This window comes from Flavobacterium sp. ALJ2 (assembly GCF_015594725.1).
Classification (GTDB): Bacteria; Bacteroidota; Bacteroidia; order Flavobacteriales; family Flavobacteriaceae; genus Flavobacterium.
Genome location: NZ_JADNRC010000001.1, coordinates 453452 through 468427 on the forward strand (window position 1 = coordinate 453452; position 14976 = coordinate 468427).

Annotated in this window: 13 protein-coding genes and 1 pseudogene; 5 read left to right on the top strand and 9 right to left on the bottom strand. The window is 32.2% G+C overall.

The genetic code is table 11. The annotated features are described in order from the left end of the window. Positions 1-114 precede the first annotated feature (114 nt). Positions 115-1254, top strand: a complete 1140-nt coding sequence (locus IUY40_RS02010; protein WP_195735216.1) for a helix-turn-helix domain-containing protein — start codon at positions 115-117, stop codon at positions 1252-1254. A 134-nt stretch (positions 1255-1388) separates the two neighbouring features. Further along, positions 1389-2858, top strand: coding sequence for a serine hydrolase domain-containing protein (locus IUY40_RS02015; RefSeq protein WP_195735217.1), 1470 nt, complete (start codon positions 1389-1391; stop codon positions 2856-2858). Positions 2859-2928: 70 nt separating this feature from the next. Here the strand turns inward: IUY40_RS02015 and IUY40_RS02020 are convergent. Together IUY40_RS02020 and IUY40_RS02025 are read right to left on the bottom strand one after the other, a co-directional pair. Further along, positions 2929-3693 (bottom strand): annotated as a pseudogene (locus tag IUY40_RS02020) (TIGR02757 family protein). A gap of 83 nt (positions 3694-3776) precedes the next feature. Beyond that, entirely contained in the window at positions 3777-4439 is a 663-nt protein-coding gene (locus IUY40_RS02025) for an ABC transporter ATP-binding protein (protein WP_195735218.1), read from the bottom strand. Between the two features lie 278 nt (positions 4440-4717). Between IUY40_RS02025 and IUY40_RS02030 the strand changes: the two genes are divergently transcribed. Then, entirely contained in the window at positions 4718-5032 is a 315-nt protein-coding gene (locus IUY40_RS02030) for a hypothetical protein (RefSeq protein WP_195735219.1), read from the top strand. Here the strand turns inward: IUY40_RS02030 and IUY40_RS02035 are convergent. The 6 genes from IUY40_RS02035 to IUY40_RS02060 form a co-directional block, all read right to left on the bottom strand. Then, positions 5022-5324, bottom strand: a complete 303-nt coding sequence (locus IUY40_RS02035) for a DUF6787 family protein (protein ID WP_195735220.1) — start codon at positions 5322-5324, stop codon at positions 5022-5024. The two genes, IUY40_RS02030 and IUY40_RS02035, sit on opposite strands and share 11 nt — an antisense overlap. Positions 5325-5356: 32 nt before the next feature. Next, positions 5357-5788, bottom strand: a complete 432-nt coding sequence (locus tag IUY40_RS02040) for a DUF6146 family protein (protein ID WP_195735221.1) — start codon at positions 5786-5788, stop codon at positions 5357-5359. Between the two features lie 322 nt (positions 5789-6110). Beyond that, positions 6111-6671, bottom strand: coding sequence for a hypothetical protein (locus IUY40_RS02045; RefSeq protein ID WP_195735222.1), 561 nt, complete (start codon positions 6669-6671; stop codon positions 6111-6113). A 101-nt stretch (positions 6672-6772) separates the two neighbouring features. Beyond that, a complete protein-coding gene (locus tag IUY40_RS02050; protein ID WP_195735223.1) occupies positions 6773-7723 on the bottom strand; it encodes a D-2-hydroxyacid dehydrogenase in 951 nt (316 codons plus the stop codon). 232 nt (positions 7724-7955) lie between these two features. After that, positions 7956-9026: a 3-phosphoserine/phosphohydroxythreonine transaminase gene (serC, locus tag IUY40_RS02055; RefSeq protein ID WP_195735224.1), complete on the bottom strand. Its 1071-nt coding sequence runs from the start codon at positions 9024-9026 to the stop codon at positions 7956-7958. A 96-nt stretch (positions 9027-9122) separates the two neighbouring features. Then, positions 9123-10181: an acyl-CoA reductase gene (locus IUY40_RS02060; protein WP_195735225.1), complete on the bottom strand. Its 1059-nt coding sequence runs from the start codon at positions 10179-10181 to the stop codon at positions 9123-9125. Positions 10182-10339: 158 nt separating this feature from the next. On the opposite strand from IUY40_RS02060, the gene IUY40_RS02065 reads away from it, so the two are divergent. Further along, entirely contained in the window at positions 10340-10690 is a 351-nt protein-coding gene (locus IUY40_RS02065; RefSeq protein ID WP_195735226.1) for a 4Fe-4S dicluster domain-containing protein, read from the top strand. Between the two features lie 160 nt (positions 10691-10850). After that, the gene (locus tag IUY40_RS02070) at positions 10851-12014 is read left to right on the top strand and encodes a hypothetical protein (protein WP_195735227.1); all 1164 of its coding nucleotides are present in this window, start codon (positions 10851-10853) and stop codon (positions 12012-12014) included. A gap of 276 nt (positions 12015-12290) precedes the next feature. On the opposite strand, the gene IUY40_RS02075 is transcribed toward IUY40_RS02070, so the two are convergent. After that, entirely contained in the window at positions 12291-14957 is a 2667-nt protein-coding gene (locus tag IUY40_RS02075; protein WP_195735228.1) for a TonB-dependent receptor, read from the bottom strand. Positions 14958-14976: the final 19 nt, after the last annotated feature.

Genomic DNA, 14976 nt, shown 5'->3' on the forward strand with positions numbered 1-14976 from the left:
TTTGGTGGATTAGTTTCCCTTTGATTTACTTAGTATTTATAATATTTCAATTTTATATATTTAGAAAAAAAATGATAAACATGAACTGTAATAATAACAAAAGAAAATAGCTAAATGGAAAAGATTAATTTATTAATAATTGTGACTGTAATCTCTTTGTTCATTTCATTATTTCTTGCCTTTTTTCTGGTAACAGTTAAAACAAACCATAAGATAAGTAATTATCTTTTTGCTACTTTTTTATTATTAACAGCTATAGATACTAGTCAAACTTTATTTAACTTAATGGTTGATGGACCTTCAAATTTCGGAATGTTAAGAGGTTTATTTGCTTTCTTGCAAATTCCTGTTTTTTACCTATATGTATTGTCTGTTTGTTATTCTGATTTTAAGCTCAAACCTAAATATATACTACATCTGCTTCCATTTTTAATTGCAAATGCAATTTTGATACCTCGTTTTTATGCGGTAGATGATGCATCTAAAATTAATTTTATAAAAAACTATCAAAATATGGTTGAAATACAGTTCAATCATATTCTTATACATGTTCAGCTAATTGTATATATCATTGCTGTTTTTATGGTATTAAGAAAAGCAAAAAAACTATACCTCGAAAATTATGCAGGTACCAGTATTAGTTCTTATAATTGGTTGTTTCAGTTTACGGTTGTATTAACTATTTTGTATTCGGTGGCTCTTTTAAAAAATATCTTCAAGTTTTCTGATTATCCTTATATCTCTGAATGGATAAAAATTGGACTCTTAGTATTTCAGTTATTTATTATTTGTTGGTATTTATTAAAAGCATTAAACAATCCTAGTTTATTTAGAAATATTGATTCAAGATTAAAACTGGTTTCGGATATTGTTTTAGAAGAAAAAAATAAGAAGCAATTAGTTGTAAGTGAAAAAGAATACAATGAAGATCTATTAAAATTACAACAATATATGGACGAAGAAAAGCCATTTCTTGATCCTTCTTTAACAATTCAGGATATTTCTAAGGGGATTGCAATTCCTGTTAGAGATCTCTCACTTTTAATTAATCATAAGTTAGATCAGCATTTTTACGATTTCATTAATACTTATCGTATAGAAAGCGCCATGGATATTTTAAAAGATGTTACAAAAAGTAAGGTAACAGTTCTTGAAATTCTTTATGATGTAGGTTTTAATTCAAAATCTTCTTTTAATACTGCTTTTAAAAAGCACACAGGGTTTACTCCTACTGATTATCGTAAAACATTGTAGTTTAGTGTTTTGTAATTACTTGTACTAGTTTTTTTAAACAAATGCGTTCGAATATTTTTATTCGGTCGTGTAGGTTTATCTTCTCCCGCATCTTTGTATCGAAATAAATTCTTAACCTTAAAAATTACGATACAATGAAAAACATTATCTATTTATTACTTCTTATAGTAACAGTCGCAAGTGCTCAAACAAGTAAAAAAGCAGTATCAAAAGAAAGAGATTATAGCTTTCTTACAGACAGTTTAAATATCGATAAACAACTAGAAAAAAATAAACTGGCAGGATTTAGTGTTGTTGTTTTCGAAAATTACAAGATAGTCTACTCAAATCAATTTGGTGTAAAATCAATAGATTCAAAAGAGAAAATGGATCAAAATACTGCTTTTTCTACCGCATCGATTTCAAAACCAATCACGGCACTTCTTTGTTTTATGCTCGAAGAGAAAGGGTTAATTAATTTAGATGATCCGATAGATGGTTTTCTAAAACGCTGGCATTTGCCAAAGAGTAAGTTTACGGAGAATAATAGTCCAACTTGGAGACAATTTCTTAATCATACGGCTGGTACAACCCAAAGTGGATTTGCAGATTACTATGAAGGAGATACAATCCCGACAATAAAAGAAAGTCTTTTAGGAAAGATTCCGAGATATGATAAAGAAATTGATTTCTTGTTTACTCCAGGAACAGGTTGGGCATATAGTGGTGGCGGTTATGTAATTGTTCAGATGGCATTAGAAGATACTTTTAATAAATCTATTGCAGAACTTGCTGCAGCATATATTTTCTCTCCTCTTGGGCTAAAAAACACTACAATGATACAACCTGATGAAAAAGGATTTCCAACAAATGTAGCATTCGTTCACGATGAAAATGGGAAGGTTATTAGAACAGGTTTGCCAATTACACCGCAAGTTGGAGCATCAGGAATGTGGTCTACGCCTACAGATTTAGCTAAAATTGTTATCGAGATGCAAAATGCCTTGCGTAATAAAAACAATAAAGTGATTTCACATAATGTTGCAAAAAAAGTAACTGAAGTAACCGCTTTAAAAGATGCTGTTGGCGGATGGAGTTATGGATGGCAAAAGTCCTTTGGTTATAATAATTATGATTGGTTTATATGTAATGGTTCAAATACTGGAGTAGGAGGCAGTGTTTTTGCTACTATGACAGATGGAAACGGTTTTGTGTTTCTAACCAATGGAGAAAAACCGAATCGTTTTCCTGTGATGGGACAGACTCAAAGAAAGCTTCTGACTTTGATGAACTGGAATGGAAAAACAGCTAATGAGGAAATTCAGGAAATGCCTTCAAATCTAAAAGAAAAACTAATCGGGACTTATGACGATTTCCTTTATGCGCAAGGAGTGAAAACTAAAATTGTAGAAAAGAATAACCGTCTTTACGTTGAATCTCCATTATTAGATCATTTTAAAGGAAAAAATGATAATGAGTTGGTATATCTTAAAAATGGATTATTTAAAATTGTAGATTATCCAAACTTGTTAAAGTTTAATTTTAGCGATGGAAAAATAAGTTCTGTAATCTTAACTAGGGATAAGTTGAGTGTTAAAGTTGAACTAACCGACAAAGTAAAATAACTTCTGTGAACTAATAATCCCTTAAAAAAATCAATTGTTTAAGGGATTATTGTTTAAAGTGAAAATGATATTAAAAACCTTCGAAAACGCCTAATCCAAATAATGCAAAATCGTATTTTACAGGATCTTTAGGGTCCATTTTACGAAGATTTAAATCAAGTTCAGCTAATGCTTTACCATCATTTTACTTTCGCGAAAGGAGTGCTAATTTACGAGCTACGTTTCCAGAGTGTACATCAAGCGGACAAGAAAGTTTAGCAGGCGAGATATTTTTCCATATTCCTAAATCAACGCCTTTCGTGTCTTGTCGAACCATCCAACGCAGGTACATGTTAATGCGTTTGGCTGCAGAATTGTTTAATGGGTCCGAAATGTGTTTTTGAGTTCTTTGTAAATGCTCGATTTCAAAGAAAATTTTTTTAAATTCATGGATACTTTTTTGCAAACTATCTATCTCTTGATTTTTGGAGAAGACAGCTTCAAGACCACCGTGATTTTTATAAATGTGTTGCAATCCTTTAATAAAACTGCCAAAGTCTTTTCCGTTAAAGGTACGATGGACAAAGTTCTCTAGTCTTGCTATATCATCATCAGTATGGCTCATGATAAAATCGTAAGGTGTGTTTCCCATTAATTCCATCATTTGGTGTGAGTTTTTAATGATCATTTTGCGATTTCCCCAAGCAATTGTGGCGCTAAGGAATCCAGCAATTTCGATATCTTCTTTTTGTGAAAATAAATGTGGAATCTGTACAGGATCACTTTCGATAAAATCTTGATTGTTGTATTGAATGACTTTTTCGTTTAGAAAGTCTTTGAGTTCTGTTTGGGTCATGATTTAAATAAAAGTTCGTAAAATACGTAAAGTTTTACCCAGTCGGGATAACTACCCGAGCCAAGCAATAAAGCAAATAGCTCCTAATTACTAATTAAGCCATCTACCATTACGAGTTTTCTGTCGGCCATATTAGCTAGTTCTTCATTATGAGTTACGATAACAAAGGTTTGTCCAAATTCATCACGAAGCTGAAAAAATAATTGATGTAAGTTTTCTGCTGAAAGAGTATCTAGATTTCCAGAAGGCTCATCGGCAAAAATGACATCTGGTTTATTAATTAATGCTCTTGCAACGGCAACACGCTGCTGTTCCCCACCTGAAAGTTCATTGGGTTTATGATTGATTCGGTGTGATAGCCCTAAGTATTTTAATAATTTTTTAGCTTCAGCTTCAGTTTCAGAAGGTTTTTTGCCAGCAATATAAGCAGGAATACAAACATTTTCGAGTGCAGTAAACTCAGGCAACAACTGGTGAAATTGAAAAATGAATCCTAAGTTTAAGTTTCTGAATTTAGATAGCGTTTTATCACTTAAATTCAGAACGTTTTCATTGTTTATAATCAATGAAGTTGTTTTGTCAACTGAAGGCTTATCAAGTGTGCCTAGGATTTGAAGCAATGTTGTTTTTCCTGCTCCAGAAGCACCTACAATCGAAACAATTTCTCCTTTTTTTATATGCAAATCAACTCCTTTTAGAACCTCGAGTTGATCATAGAATTTATGTATATTTTTTGCCTGTATCATTATGAAACTGTTTTTACAAAGAAACAAAGATTCTACCGATATAAAAATGTGTTGTAACAGAATTTTAGGAACATTTATTCGTAAAAAGTGAAATGTTCAAAGAGAGATGGAAAATTTGAAATTTGAAAAGGGAGATATATGATAAACTCGTTTTTATATTTAAAAATATTTTAGGAACGAAATTTGATTAATGCTTATAGAATTAATGAGTTTACTTAGAGGTATAAAATTAAAATGAATTATATTTGATAGTAACTCAGCTTTTAATATGTATTAAAATGAATGAAAAAACACTTGTAAAAGACGAGAAGATAAAGAAACTTTTGTTAGGGTTACTTTTTGATGGTATAGGAATGCTTTCTTTTACAATCCCTTTTTTAGGAGAGTTTTCCGATGTTGTTTGGGCTCCCTTGGCAGGTTTCTTAATGACCTATATGTATAAAGGCCGTGTAGGGAAAGTAGCTGGTATCTTAACTTTTGTTGAAGAGATTCTTCCGTTTACAGATGTAATTCCATCGTTTACTTTGACTTGGATTTATACTTATTTTATTCAAAGGAAAGATAAGACTATAGATAAAGATGTTATTCTTTAAATAAAAATCCCAATCCCATATTTTTGAGCATTTTTTTTTCAAAGTTCCAAAAGAAGCGGAATTGACCAAAAACGGCTCCAATTGCGACAAGTAGTACCTGATAAATAGGGAAAATGATTATTAATCGGATAAGTGTAAACCAAAACCCGAAATCTTCTTTTGTGATTCCTAGCCAAATGCAAAAGGGATGAGACAACCAAGCCGAAGTAGAACCAGTTATAGCAAACACAATAAATATGATGGTGAGTTGAAAATTAGAAGTAATTCCCCAACGTTGTTTTAATTTATTCATTCTTATTTATAATGATCACAAATATAGCAACATTATCTTGAAGGAACATATCCTGCTAGTTTTTGTTTGTAAGTATTTTGAAAATAGATCATGTAATTATAGATTAAGTAATTTACCTCATATCCATAATTAATAGTTGGGTCATAATCGATTCTCATTTCGTATAGATTAGGATTGTAACGTTGCGGTTGTAAAACTCTGCTATTCCATTCTTGTACATATTGACGGTTTTTATTTTCCAGATATGATTGTGAATAATGATTTCGGGGTAACGCCATTGAAGCTAGCCAGGTACTAAAACCACTGTCGATTATTATTACTTCGTATTCTAGTTCATCGTTTGCAATTCGAACAGTATCATTTACTGAAGTAGCTGGTTTCTTGGCAACTGTCATACTTGTTTTTTGAGTGGAGCACGCAACAATAACAAATAAAAGTAGGAATATGTAAATGCTATTTTTCATGACCTAATATTTTATATATAAATTTACAAAAAAATCAATGAAGCCTTTCCTTATTTAACAGTTTTTTGAAATGAGGCCCTGAGGTTCAGAGTTACAAATGTTCTAAGGTTTCCTTAAGTGATGTACAATAGAAGGTCTTTTTAAGAGGTCAAAAGATTTTCTGTAGATAAGATGCGCCGCAGTGCGTCTATGTAAGATACTTTGAAAAAAGTGTTTTTTTTTTTGAGAAATAGAGTTACAAAAAAAAGCTATTTACATTTATGTAAACAGCTTTTGATTGTTATTTTTTAAACTTAGTACCTCGGAATCTTAAATAAAAAACCTATTTTCCGAACAGTTTTCCTAATAAACCTCCTATGCCACCGCTTTTGTTTCCTAATGCCATAGCATCACTAACATCAACTTTTCCATCTCCATTTTGATCTAAGCCAAATTGAGTTCCGTATTTAGAAATTGCATCCATAATTCCAGAAGCTTGTCCGCCATTGCCTGAGATTGCATTAATAATATCAGAAATTTGAAAACTGCTATCACCAGAGTCTTTCGCTTTCCCTACAAGAGAGCCTAAAATTTGCGGAATCATACTGCTAGCAACACCGTTTGATGCTTCTGTACTTAATCCAAACTTTTCACCAAGATTTCCTGTAAGTTGTTGTGTTAATTGTTGAACAACAGGATTTGAACTATCAATAGGAGAATTTCCTTGAAATAAACCAGCAAGTTGTTCGACACCACCTTCAGATGCTATTTTCTGTAATCCAGAAAATATAGAACTACTTGTTTCTTTCAGTACTGCTTCGTTTTGTTCATTTGGTATAGCAGCATTGTTTACAACAGAGCTACCTCCGTACTGTTGTACTAATTGTGTTAATTGCTCAAACATGAATTTAGGATTTAGATTAGAACTCAAATTTAATAAAAAAAATAAATGGATTTATTAAACGATGTTAATAAATCCATTTTAAGTGATTTAATTATAATTGATTAGCTTAACAAAGTAATAATTTGTTGTGCTAATTCTGTACCAATTCTGTCTTGTGCTTCTCCAGTTGCTGCACCAATATGTGGAGTCAATGAGATTTTTGTATGCATTAAAATAGCCATTTCTGGTTTTGGTTCGCTTTCAAAAACATCTAATCCTGCAAAAGATACTTTTCCGCTATCTAATGCTTTTACCAAAGCAACTTCATCAATAACACCACCACGAGCGCAGTTAACAATACCCACACCATCTTTCATGATTGCTAATTCTTTCTCTCCGATGATGTAACCATCTTGAGCAGGAACGTGCAAAGTAATGAAGTCAGCTTCTTTAAATAAAGACTCTAATGATTGTGAAATGATAGTTGTAGTTATTGATTGACCGTCAAAGAATTCTACTTTAACATCTACTTTAGGGATAAAGCTATCTGCAGCGATAACTTTCATTCCTAATCCTAATGCCATTTTTGCTGTAGCTTGACCAATACGGCCAATACCAACAATACCTAGGGTTTTACCTCTTAATTCGGTACCATTTGCATATGCTTTTTTCAAACCGTCAAAGTTTGTATCTCCTTCAAGAGGCATATTTCTGTTTGAATCGTGTAAAAAACGAACTCCATTAAATAAATGTCCAAAAACTAATTCAGCCACAGATTCAGATGATGAAGCAGGAGTGTTAATTACATGAATCCCTTTGCTTTTTGCATAGTCAACATCAATGTTGTCCATACCAACACCACCGCGACCAATTATTTTTAATCCTGGACAAGCATCGATAATGTCTTTGCGTACTTTGGTTGCACTACGCACCAAAACAACATCTACATTGTTTTCGTTTACAAAATTAGCAACTTGTTCTTGTGCTACTTTTGTAGTTATAACTTCAAATCCACCTTTTTCTAAAGCTAGAATTCCACTTTTAGAAATTCCGTCATTTGCTAATACTTTCATTGTGTCTTTATATTTTTTATTGATTAATCGTTTAACTCTTTAATCGATGAACCAATTATTATGATTTTTTTTCTTTTTTTGTTTAGGAGCTAATCCCGCTATTCGTTCCAAATCTTTTTTGTTTTTAAAGAAAAAACAAAAAAGATTTTCACTTCTATCGGGGCTAGTATTCTAGTAGTCAATTCACGTTTTCGGCTCACTAAAAACTAAAAACCGAGACTGTGACTGAGAACTAAACTTTAGACTCTAAAGCTTTCATTACATCTACTAATACCTGAACGCTTTCTATTGGCATTGCATTGTAAATAGATGCTCTGTACCCACCAACCGAACGGTGACCAGGTAAACCAGAAATGTTAGCTTCTTTCCACATAGCATCAAATGTTGCTGTATGGTCAGGATTGTTTAATAAGAAAGTAACGTTCATGTTTGAACGATCTTTTACAACTGCAGCACCTTTAAATAAAGGGTTTCTATCAATTTCAGCATAAAGCAAAGCAGCTTTTGCATCATTTAATTTTTCAATGGCTGCAACACCACCTTTTTCTTTAATCCATTGTAATGTCAATAATGAAACATAAACGGCAAAAACAGGAGGAGTATTGTACATGCTTTCTGCTTTGATATGTTTTGCATAATCTAGCATACTAGGAATAGTTCTTCCGTTTTTACCAAGAATTTCTTCTTTAATAACTACTAGAGTAGTTCCTGCAGGTCCCATATTTTTTTGAGCTCCTGCATAAATTAAATCAAATTTAGAATAATCTAAATTACGAGAAAATATATCAGAACTCATGTCACAAACTACTGGTACATTTGTTACTGGGAAATCTTTCATTTGAGTTCCAAAAATGGTATTGTTACTTGTACAGTGAAAATAATCTGCATCGGCAGGTATTTCGTAACCTTTTGGAATATTATTGTAATTCTCTTCTTTAGATGAAGCTATAGTAATAGTCTCTCCAAAAAATTTCGCTTCTTTTATAGCTGCTGCCGCCCAAGTTCCTGAATCTAAATAGGCTGCTTTACCGTTCTCCTTCATTAAGTTATAAGGAGCCATTAAGAATGCTGTGCTTGCGCCACCTTGTAAAAACAAGGCTTGATAGCCTTTTCCTTGAAGTCCTAATAACTCTAAAGCAAGGGAGCGAGCTTCTTCCATAACTGCAACGAAATCTTTACTTCGGTGCGAAATTTCTAAAATAGATAGTCCTGAATCATTAAAATTTAAAATAGCTTTTGATGCTTTCTCAAAAACTTCTTGAGGTAAGATGCTTGGTCCTGCGCTGTAGTTGTGTTTTTTCATGGTGTAGTTAAGTTCCAATATTTTTTAGAAACGCAAATTTCGGGAATAGGAGTCAAAAAATCGTTAAATTATTCGCAATAATTCTAAGATTTTAACTTATGTTATTAACAAAAACGATATAGTATCTACGTTGTCTGCATAATCCCACAGCTCAGGAGTCTGCGTTTTTCCAAATGGAATACTTTTTTCTATTAAGTTATTACTTACGATGCATTGAATTTGCTCGTTTTCAGCTTGTAAACGTTGTTTTAAAACTTCGATATTGTCATATTTTTCATAAAAGACACTCGAAATGGGAGAGGCATGGCTTACATCTTCTTTTAGAGTAAGAAAGCCATTGTCTAGTAATTTAAAGTTACTCATCAGGAAAACGGCTTTGTTGTAGTCGTAATTGTTAGCATATTTTTCATAATGAATAATATCTTGATATTCAAAAATTGCTTCAAAAAAGGAATCAAATTTATACCCTTCAGGAACGAAGAGTTTAGAAACATTTCGACAGCCTAAACCAAAATATCTTAATATATCTTCGCCTAAGGCAATAAGTTGTTCTTTGGTTTCTTTTCCGTTTAACACAGCAACAGAGTTTCTGCTTTTTCGTATAATTGATGGTTTATCTTTAAAATAATATTCAAAATAACGTGCTGTATTATTACTTCCTGTAGCGATTACAGCATCAAAATTTTCTAATTTCCCATCTACGAAAGTGATATTACTAGCAAAATCTGGATTAATAGCAATAAGATATTTAGCTATAAAAGGGAGTAGATGCTGATCATTTGAAGAGGTTTTTACAAGTACATTATGACCTGTGATTAAAACACATAAAAAATCATGAAACCCAACTAACGGAATGTTTCCTGCTAATATTAGAGCTATATTTTTAGGCTCTTTAATGTTTATCTTGTATGCTGAAAGCCATGTATTTATGTTCTTTTCTGTCAATGCTTGAGCCCAAGATTGAATAGAAAAATATACTTGCTCGGGTGTATACCAGCCATTATGTGATTGAGATAGGTCAATCAGCTTTATGAAATCATCAAAAAACAAGTCATTACTTAAAACATTATTGTCTTTTTTACAATCATTTTCAGAAAATTGACTTAAAAACTTGCCGAGTTCTATAAAAGATTGTTTTTTTTCGTTTTGTAACATAAGTAATTTGTATATGAATAGTTTTGATTGTAATTTTGCACAAAAATAAGGATAAATAAGTCGAAAGTCAAAAGTCATTTAGTCAAAAGACTAAAATGCTCTTTTAATTTTTTTGACTTTATAACTTTAAGGCTTTTAACTTTAAGACTAAGAAAACAATGGCAATAATTATAACCGACGAATGTATCAATTGTGGCGCTTGTGAACCAGAGTGCCCAAATACAGCAATCTATGAAGGTGCTGACGATTGGAGATACAAAGATGGAACAAAACTATCTGGAAAGATAATTTTACAAGACGGAACTGAAGTTGATGCAAATGATGCTCAAACTCCTATTTCTGACGAAGTTTACTATATCGTTCCTGGAAAGTGTACCGAATGTAAAGGTTTTCATGATGAGCCTCAATGCGCTGCAGTGTGTCCGGTTGATTGTTGCGTGCCTGATGATAACCATGTAGAAGATGAAGAAACTTTGTTGAGTAGACAAGCGTTTTTGCATAATGAATAAAACAATTATTATTTATAGTTTAAAAAAAGAATCCTGAGCATTGAGTTCAGGATTCTTTTTTTTGTCCATTTTTTTTTTAGTTATATAAGCTTTGAATGCTTTTTTTAGTTAATTTAATAATACTATTTTTACATTTGATTTAGTGAATTTAATAGGACCGATGAATAGATTAATATTTTTGTTTTTTATATTGTTTAGTACGAGTGTTTTAGCCCAAAGTGCGGAATATTCGATTGTTGTTAAAGACCTAGAAACTCAACTTCCTATAGATGAAGCAACAGTAGTTGTGCTTAAAACTAAACAAATTTTATTGAGTAATCAAGACGGAAAGGTAACTTTTATGCTTATCGGTAGTTCTAATATCCAAGTTTCAGAAGCAAATTATGAGACTTTAACTGTTCGGTGGGAATCATTAAAAGAAAATGAGTTTGTGATTTATTTAAAGAATAAGAAAAATAAATTAGATGAAATTGTTTTGTCTAAAGAATCACCAGATAAAATACTACGTAAAATTGTTTCTAATTCAATGAAAAAGTTAGCAGTATCTTGCCGGTTAAAAGTTTATGTAAGGGAGTTTTTTATACTTGATAATATATATTCTTATTATAATGATGGACTTGTAAATTTTCAGTTTTCAATAAATAAAAAGGGACCAACAACGACATTGTTAGTTGAGCAAAATAGATCTTATGGTTTGATTGAAGCTGATGTGAGTGCCGATTTAAAGGGATATAATTTGAATAATATTATGGAGAACTATTATAATTTAAATTATTTCGAATCTGTTTTAGATTCAAAATTAAAGAACGAATATGATTTTATTATAAAAGGACATCCTAGTAACGAAAATTATTTTGTTATGTTTATAAAACCAGTAACTATATCTAATAAAGTTATGGATAGTTTTGAAATTGTTTATGATCCTTTGAAGAAACTAATCATTGAGTTTATGATTATTACTACACCTGAAACTGCTGCCGGAATTGAATATAAAACAAAAGTAGGAGCTAAGAATATCACAAGATCACTTGTAAAAGTAAATTATAGAGTAGATGGTCTGGATTATCACTTACTGAGTTCGAATGAAGAAATAGCTTATGATCTTGTATTAAAGGATAAGGTTAAGAATATTCAGGTTCGAAATAGTTTTATAACTACAAGTTTTAACAAACAAAAGTTTACTTATAATGAGAGTGATGTTTTTAAAGAGAAAACTCTTTTCAATAAAAAGAATAAGATTTTGACTAATTATTGGGATATTTCGGGATTTACTGCTACCAATCAAGAAAAGATATTAATAGACGCATTAAATTTTAAGATGTAAATAAGTCGAAAGTTTAAAAAGTCAAAAGATTAAGGTAAATAAAAACAAATAAAAATTAACACATTACTAATTTTTATTTGGATCTGATAGCTCTGGATAAAATGCGACACTATATTTAAGTTATTGCTTATTTTAAAACTTCTTCTACACAACGAAGTTTAAAATCGTAATTGTACTTGACTTTTCTTTCCATAAAAATGCCCCCAGATAGTGTTTAACTATTTGGGGGCAGTTCAAAGTGAGACAGCCTCTTTTGTTGTGGTAATCTGTTTTAGATTAAAAAGTAAATCCTAGTCTAGCATAATAATATGCTCCGCTGAAACCCATTTGTACAGCATCCCAATATCCTCCAGCTTCAGTATTCCCTTGCTCATCTTGTTTTGTTGGGTAAACATTAAATAAATTGTTGCTTCCAACACTCAGTTTTAATGATTTGGTTAGTTGATATCCAAGAGTTAAATCGGTTACTATTCTATCATGATAAACATCTTCTTCATCTCCGTAGTCAACCAAAACGACTTTGCTGAAATGTGTAAAAGCTAAACCAGCATCAAATTTTTGTCTAGCGTAGTTTAAGTTTAAGCCAAATTTATTTTTAGGTGCCGAAGCTAATAAAAATGCTCTTTCACGTCTTCCGAAAAAAGTTTCTTCAGGTAGATTGCCATTTTTTACATTATCAATTTTCATGTTATTGATGTTTCCTACAAGAGTAGCGCTAAATAGTGATCCTCCAAATTTTTTCTTCCACGCAAGAACCAAATCCAATCCAGTTGTTTTAGTATCTACACCGTTTACGAAAAATTGGGCTTCGGCAACGCCTATATTTAATGAAGCTGCATCAAAGTAGCCAGTAAGTACAATACGGTTTTTAACTTTTATAAAGTATCCATCAACTGTAGCTGTAAAATCACCAAAATTTGCAGTAAATCCTAGTGAAGCGTTTACGGCTTTTTCTTCGTTTAATTTCTGAATACCAAATGCCTTAGTTACAGGGCTATTGTTTGGTGCAAGTAATACTTCGGTAGCGCCGCTGGCATTAAAATTTGTAAAATGTAAATTATAGTAAATCTGTGCCAAGGAAGGAGCACGGAAACCTGTACTTACAGATCCTCTAAAATTTATGTTTTTGCTAGCTTTTAAGCGCATTGCTAATTTACCATTTAGGGTACTTCCAAAATCACTGTAGTTTTCAAAACGAACAGCACCACTTATTAAAAAAGCATCGGTAATATCTAATTCGGCATCAGTGTATAAAGACAGGTTAGTACGACCTTTGTCAACCGTATTTAATGGGCTATATCCTGGAAAACCTTGTGACCCTCCTGGTCTCGGTACGGTAGGGCTAGAGGTAGGGTCTGAAGGATCGTAATCAGGATTAGGAACGGCAGGAGCACTTTGGGTTGTAGGATCGGTTATAGGTCTTCCGTTTGTATCGTAAGTCGCGTATGAGCCTTCGTCGCCTGCAAAAATGGTGAATCTCTCTGTACGGTATTCTGCTCCAAAAGCAATGTTTAATCCGCTAAGCACAGAGTCATAGTTTTTAGAAAAATCAAAATTAGTAGTATTTTGAGTTAAAGTATGTCCGCCAGCATCAAATTCAGTTGGAGAAGCTGCTTCAAGCGATGCATTAATAGTTCCTTTTATATAGTAATGAAAAAGATTTTTTCCGTAGGTATTACTAATGTCAATTTTCCATCCGCCTGCAGTTTCAGTTCTAAATCCAGCTGCTAATGAGTTGTCGATAATATTTGAAGTAATTCTCGGAGTATATCCACCAGGATAAATAGATTCTACGACTCTTTCGCCATCATTTCTGGTAAAAGCGTAAGCATCAGTATCTCTGTAGTTTCTTCCTCCAAAGGCATAAAACTCAGTTTTGTCTGATACAGGTACTGCAATATTAGCAAAGAGATTAAAGCTTTGTATTTCGGCATCACCAAAACCTTTTCTAAAATCGTAAGTGGGACGTAGAGTTTTGTTTTTATTGATGTATTCAGTAGTAAAATTAGCAAAACCTCCTTTTTCTCCAATTGCAACACCGTAATTGGCTGCAACTTTTACAGATCCCCCATCAAAAGCCTGATTTTTTCCGTATGAATTTCCATTTCCGTTTTGATCCAATCTATAGTTTTTAGTATTTGGAGTTCCGGGAAGAAAGTCCCCTTTGGCTTTAGTATTAAAAACTCCGTATGTAACAGAGCCATTAAGTTCATCTATATTGTCGTTTAATACAATGTTAATAACTCCTGCAATAGCGTCAGAACCGTATTGGGCAGCTGCGCCATCTCTTAAGATTTCAATTCTTTTTATGGCTGAAGCTGGAATTGCATTTAAATCAGTTCCGGTATTTCCACGTCCACGAGTTCCAAATAAATTCACAAGGGAAGATTGATGTCTTCTTTTTCCATTTATCAAAACTAATGTTTGATCAGGGCCTAAACCTCTTAATGAAGCAGGATCAACGTGATCAGCACCATCAGATCCAGATTGTTTATTAGCATTAAAAGAAGGGGCTATATATTGTAATAATTGATTGATTTCAAGTTTTCCACTTTGAGTAGTAACATCTTTTATATTAATGATGTCAATTGGTACAGCCGAATTAACAACTGTTCTTTTGGTGTTTCTTGAACCTACAATCACAACATCTTTTAATGTTTGTCCGCCGTTTTCGTTCATTGTGATGTCAATAATGGCACTAGTAGCATTTTTTTCGGTATTTGTATAGCCAACATAGCTAAAAACTAAGACGGCACCTTCTTTGACTTTAATGATATAACCACCTCGTATGTCGGTAGATACTCCGTTATTAGTTCCTTTTTCCATGATGTTTACCCCAGGAAGCACTGCGCCATTTTGGTCTTTTACGACACCGCTGATTTCTTTTTGAGCGAAAAGAAATGTAATATTTAGTATGAATATTAATACTGTAAATTTTTTCATAATTAATTGCTTTTGGTTT

Coding starts and splice junctions, on each gene's coding strand:
- IUY40_RS02040 (WP_195735221.1), bottom strand. CDS start 5,788: ATGAAAAATAGCATTTACATATTCCTACTTTTATTTGTTATTGTTGCG.
- IUY40_RS02050 (WP_195735223.1), bottom strand. CDS start 7,723: ATGAAAGTATTAGCAAATGACGGAATTTCTAAAAGTGGAATTCTAGCT.
- IUY40_RS02030 (WP_195735219.1), top strand. CDS start 4,718: ATGAATGAAAAAACACTTGTAAAAGACGAGAAGATAAAGAAACTTTTG.
- IUY40_RS02015 (WP_195735217.1), top strand. CDS start 1,389: ATGAAAAACATTATCTATTTATTACTTCTTATAGTAACAGTCGCAAGT.
- IUY40_RS02010 (WP_195735216.1), top strand. CDS start 115: ATGGAAAAGATTAATTTATTAATAATTGTGACTGTAATCTCTTTGTTC.
- IUY40_RS02045 (WP_195735222.1), bottom strand. CDS start 6,671: ATGTTTGAGCAATTAACACAATTAGTACAACAGTACGGAGGTAGCTCT.
- serC (WP_195735224.1), bottom strand. CDS start 9,026: ATGAAAAAACACAACTACAGCGCAGGACCAAGCATCTTACCTCAAGAA.
- IUY40_RS02025 (WP_195735218.1), bottom strand. CDS start 4,439: ATGATACAGGCAAAAAATATACATAAATTCTATGATCAACTCGAGGTT.
- IUY40_RS02075 (WP_195735228.1), bottom strand. CDS start 14,957: ATGAAAAAATTTACAGTATTAATATTCATACTAAATATTACATTTCTT.
- IUY40_RS02070 (WP_195735227.1), top strand. CDS start 10,851: ATGAATAGATTAATATTTTTGTTTTTTATATTGTTTAGTACGAGTGTT.
- IUY40_RS02065 (WP_195735226.1), top strand. CDS start 10,340: ATGGCAATAATTATAACCGACGAATGTATCAATTGTGGCGCTTGTGAA.
- IUY40_RS02035 (WP_195735220.1), bottom strand. CDS start 5,324: ATGAATAAATTAAAACAACGTTGGGGAATTACTTCTAATTTTCAACTC.
- IUY40_RS02060 (WP_195735225.1), bottom strand. CDS start 10,181: ATGTTACAAAACGAAAAAAAACAATCTTTTATAGAACTCGGCAAGTTT.